At 77.2% G+C, this 987-nt stretch carries 2 protein-coding genes; one reads left to right on the forward strand and one right to left on the reverse strand.

From position 1 onward, the window contains the following. A partial coding sequence (locus G3I41_RS00760; protein ID WP_203599909.1) for an NPCBM/NEW2 domain-containing protein occupies positions 1-651 on the forward strand: 651 nt, incomplete at its 5' end. On the opposite strand, the gene G3I41_RS00765 is transcribed toward G3I41_RS00760, so the two are convergent. Next, a partial coding sequence (locus G3I41_RS00765) for an ROK family protein (RefSeq protein ID WP_164398347.1) occupies positions 641-987 on the reverse strand: 347 nt, incomplete at its 5' end. The genes G3I41_RS00760 and G3I41_RS00765 overlap by 11 nt on opposite strands.

Consider the following 987-nt stretch of genomic DNA (forward strand, 5'->3'; position numbering starts at 1 on the left):
CCGGCCGGCTGGCGGGTGGAGGCCGCGTCGGCGACACGGACGGCCGCGCTGCCCACCGGCCGCGCGCTGGCCACCCGGTGGCGGGTGACGGCCCCCGCCGGAACGGCCCCCGGCGGCTACGACCTGACGCTCACCGCCCGGTACCGTTCCCCCACCGGTGAGCGGATCCGGTCCACCGTCCCGTTCCAGGCCCATGTGGTGGTCGCGCCCCCGGCGGGCGGCGGCTACCTCAGCGACCTGCCGCAGCTCAGCGCCTCCAACGGCTACGGCCCCGTCGAGAAGGACACCAGCAACGGCGAGAGCGCCGCGGGCGACGGCCATCCGCTGACCATCGGCGGCCAGGTGTACGCCAAGGGGCTCGGCGCGCACGCGGCGAGCAGCGTCGAGTACTACGCGGGCGGCGTGTGCGGCACCGTGACGGCGCAGGTGGGGGTGGACGACGAGAAGGGCACCAAGGGCACCGTGACCTTCGAGGTCTGGGCGGACGGCGAGAAGGCCGCCTCGACCGGGATCCTCACCAACGCGATGGCTCCGCAGCCCCTCTCGGCGGACGTGACCGGGGCCCGGGTCGTCCGGCTGGTGGTCACGGACGCCGGCGACGGCGTCGACTCGGACCACGCGGACTGGGGGGACCTGCGGATCACCTGCTGAGCGGGTCCGCGAGCGGCCGGGCGGTGGTGGCCAGCGCGGCCGCCGCCGCCCCGACCAGGCCCGCGTCGTTGCCCATGACCGCGGGCACCACCGTCAGCCCCTGGACGAAGGACAGCGTGGCGTACCGGCGCAGGGCCGTGCGCAGCGGGGCGAACAGGAGGTCCCCCGCCCCGGCGACCCCGCCGCCGATCACCGCGATGTCGATCTCGACCAGGGTCGCCGTCGCGGCGATCCCCGCCGCCAGGGCCTGGGCGGCGCGTTCGAAGGAGGCCACGGCGACCGGGTCGCCGGCCCGCGCCGCGGCCGCAACGCCGACCGCGGTCGCGTCGCCGTCCG

Source organism: Streptomyces sp. SID9727, assembly GCF_010550605.1.
GTDB lineage: Bacteria > Actinomycetota > Actinomycetes > Streptomycetales > Streptomycetaceae > Streptomyces.